General features: G+C 35.1%; 3 protein-coding genes. 1 reads left to right on the top strand and 2 read right to left on the bottom strand.

Features of this window, described 5'->3' with window-relative positions; translation table 11 throughout:
• The first annotated feature begins 286 nt into the window (after nt 1-286).
• Nucleotides 287-1,993 (top strand): arginine--tRNA ligase, encoded by a 1,707-nt coding sequence (gene argS / locus JR053_RS05070; protein ID WP_010404849.1) that lies wholly within the window; start codon nt 287-289, stop codon nt 1,991-1,993.
• Between the two features lie 62 nt (nt 1,994-2,055).
• Here argS and ccmA read toward each other — a convergent pair whose 3' ends face one another.
• Together ccmA and JR053_RS05080 are read right to left on the bottom strand one after the other, a co-directional pair.
• Nucleotides 2,056-2,679 carry a heme ABC exporter ATP-binding protein CcmA gene (ccmA, locus tag JR053_RS05075; RefSeq protein WP_010404852.1) on the bottom strand — a complete coding sequence of 208 codons (624 nt, stop codon included), beginning with the start codon at nt 2,677-2,679 and terminating at the stop codon, nt 2,056-2,058.
• A 347-nt stretch (nt 2,680-3,026) separates the two neighbouring features.
• On the bottom strand, nt 3,027-3,458 hold the full coding sequence (locus JR053_RS05080) for a hypothetical protein (protein WP_010404867.1): 432 nt from the start codon (nt 3,456-3,458) through the stop codon (nt 3,027-3,029).
• Nucleotides 3,459-3,764 lie beyond the last annotated feature (306 nt).

Genomic DNA, 3,764 nt, shown 5'->3' on the forward strand with positions numbered 1-3,764 from the left:
AACCTTTTTTGATAGTATGCATATTGCTTATCAGAAAAATATTGATAGCATTAAACAGGATGCTGATTTTGGTTTTGACTTTGTTAATTCTTCTGTCAGTTAATTCATGCCTGTCAGATCAAGTCTAAACTATTACATATACGAAAAGTTGCTGTCTAAGTTTAATCTATCAAGTGTTACATCAGCCTGTTAAAGCAAAAGAGAAAATGAAGGTAAAATAGTTAAGATAACCCTTCAACTCCTTCCATTTATCAACTATACTGCTATAGATTTAGCAGTATAATAAATGAACATTTTCAAGCAGGTTGCCTCTCTAATCTTTAGTAAATTAAATGAGTTGAAGCAAAGGGGTGTTATAAGTACGAATGCAACAAACTTTATTGTAGAGCCTCCGAGCAATAGAGCGCATGGAGATATTTACACAAATGTTGCTATGGTGCTTGCAAAGCATGAAAAAAAGAATCCAGTTGAGATTGCAGGGATCTTAGCAGAAGAATTTAAATCTTTTGATGAAGTTGCAAAAGTGGAAATAGCAGGTCCTGGGTTCATCAATATGCACTTGAAAATGGAAGTATGGCATGGGATTTTAAAGCAAATAAATGAGCTAAAAACGGAGTTTGGCACTCTCAACATTGGAAACAATCAGGCCATCAATGTTGAATTTGTATCTGCAAATCCAACTGGGCCACTACATATTGGTCATGCAAGAGGGGCAGTATTTGGTGACGTTTTGGCAAATTTATTGAAAAAAGTTGGTTATAAAGTTACTAAGGAATACTATATTAATGATGCTGGAGCGCAGATAGATACACTAATAAAGTCAGTATATTTGCGGTATAAGGAAGCTCTGGGAGAAAAAATTAGCATCGAAAAAGGTTTATACCCAGGTGAATATTTAAAACCAATAGGGGAGGGGCTAGCTAAAAAATATGGCAAGGAGCTTAGAGAAGAGGAAGATAATCGAGTAATTAGAGAATATACTTTAAGTTCTATCTTAGAACTTATAAAGGAGGACATGAGCTTGCTTGGAGTCAATCATGATATTTTTACTTCAGAGTATGAGCTACAAAAAAATGGCAAAATCGAAGAGAGTATAAAGATATTATCTGATAAGGGTCTTGTGTATGAAGGATACTTGGAGAAACCAAAAGGCAAAGAAAGTGAAAGTTGGACTTCCAGAAAAGAAATGTTATTTCGCTCTACAACATTTGGTGATGATGTTGACCGCGCACTAAAAAAAGAGGATGGTAGCTGGACTTATTTTGCATCGGATATTGCTTACCATTTTGATAAGATATCACGTGGTTTTAACAATATGATCGTAGAGCTCGGCAGTGACCATGGCGGTTATATTAAAAGGCTTAGAGCAGTTGTCTCTGCGCTCAGTGATGATCAAGCAAAGATAGAGGTAAAACTGCATAATATTGTGAATTTCTTCGAAAATGGCAAACCTGTTAAGATGTCGAAAAGATCAGGAAATTTTCTTACAGCTAGAGATGTAGTGGAAGAGGTTGGCAGGGATATAACTCGTTTTATAATGTTAACACGCAAGAATGATATGGTCTTGAACTTTGATTTTGTTAAAGTAAAAGAACAATCAAGAGACAACCCTATTTTTTACGTGCAATATGCCCATGCTCGTGCTCACTCATTAATGCGTAATGCTCCAAAAGAGCTTCCAACAGCAGATCCTTCACTTTTAAAGACTGATGGGGAGCTCTTCCTCATAAAAACCTTAGCAAAGTGGCCAGATGTGGTAGAAATATCTGCAAGGCTTTGTGAGCCACACAGAATCACTTTCTACTTACTTGAAGTTGCAGAAGCGTTTCACGTTTTATGGGGGTATGGCAAAAGTGATTTAAACATGCGGTTCATACTAGAAGATAACTTGAACCTCACCGCTGCAAGAATGTTTCTCGTCCAAGCCTTAGCGCACGTAATCTCTTCTGGGCTTTCTATTTTTAATATAGAGCCTTTGAAAGAGATGAGTTAATTTTAATGCGTAATATTAAATGTGATAATAAATTATTGATGTAAGTACAATAAGGCCAAAAATTATACAAGAGGTCTGTTAAAATCACGTATGTCGATTGTCTTGAAGTCACACAATTGTTCTGTAGAGCTATGTCCTGTAATAATTACTGTACCGTTCTGCTCAGAGCGTATTGAGATTAGATTTAGTATTAATTCACACGTTGCACTGTCGAGATTACAGAATGGTTCATCTATCAGCCAAATGTTTGCATTAGAAATTAAAAGGCGAGCAAGCGCAACTCTTCTTTTCCAGCCTGCAGAAAGTTCACCATATCTAATGTTAAATACAGGCTGCAACTCTAAACAATAAGCAGCTGCCATAACTGATTCTCTAGTGTTCCGTATTCTTGCCCAGAATTCTATGTTTTCACCAATTGTTAAACTATCTTTACAGGCGTTTTTATGTCCTACGTAAACCATGGAAGATATAAAGGATTTTGGATCATCATATATGTCTTTTCCGCAGTATCTTATATTGCCTGATACTGGCGGTAAGAGTCCAGATAAACTTCTGATTAAGCTGGTTTTGCCGCTACCATTTGGACCAGTGATTAAGATTTTTGATTTTGGCTCAGCTTTAAAATTGAGGTTTTTAAATAATACTTTGTTATTACGAGCACAGGATAGATTTTTACATTCAAGCATCTATTGGACCTTTAAAGAGAACTTGGAGCCTAAACACTTCAGTGTATGAACATTGGATAGCTTGCACAACAAACAGTCAGTGTTTGACATACAACTGTACGAACATTGGGTTTGTAGGTAGCAGATGGTGTCATCCCAGTGCTTGACACTGGGATCCAGGAATTTTAAGTAAGCACGCTGAGCTGGTTGGCATAAAAGTAGTTGCTTTATGTTAAAATTAATATTTTTAACTAGATTACATGAAGAGCTGGATCCCAGTGTCAAGCACTGGGATGACACCCTTATACTTGACTGACTATAACACTTAAGAAGTTTAATGCCAGAAAGCAGGTTATACAACGGATACGTCATCTGCCTTTTCCTTTATATTTACCCTTAGTTGAAGACTGAGCTTTTATAAATAGCTCCCAAAATCCTTTCTTATCACCTTCTCTGTGTATCAATTGTGCAAAATGTTTCATTAAACTATTACCCATCATAACCATCTTTGTCCATTTACCTAACGGTTTTGCTATATCAACTATTTCTAGATCTTCTTTGTAAACTTGCATATTCTTTTGTTTCTCCCTTAGCATTTCCTGTTGTTTCATCAACTCTTTTTGCTTATTTTTTTGATATAATTCGTTAAATCTTCTATTTTCTTCCCACTCTTCTTTGAGAACTTTTAGAGGAAATATAATTTTTCTAATATGATTTTTGTATATTTTTCTCAAAAAGAGAAATACTGCAATTATAGTAAGTAATATCGTGCTATATGTAATGACTTGTCCGAACGGCATTTTTATACTCAGCTTATTGGCAAGCGGTATTTACAATTATACCATAACTATAGAAATTTTACAATTTTTTTCTGGATAAAGATAGTAGACTAAAAATTTCTAAAGAACAAAAGCAACGTATTTACGTACAGGCTATCAACTACTACACTCAAAACTGACAAGTGATTAAATTGTAATAGTTTAGACTTGATCTGACAAGCAAACAAAGTAAGATAAAAATATAGACAAGTTTTAAAGGAGTGTCAGATATGAATACAACACAAGAAAAAATACTAAAACCAAAGTTGGGATTGCTAGAACTTGCAA

Origin of the sequence: Wolbachia endosymbiont of Nasonia vitripennis (assembly GCF_048054115.1) — a bacterium.
GTDB lineage: Bacteria > Pseudomonadota > Alphaproteobacteria > Rickettsiales > Anaplasmataceae > Wolbachia.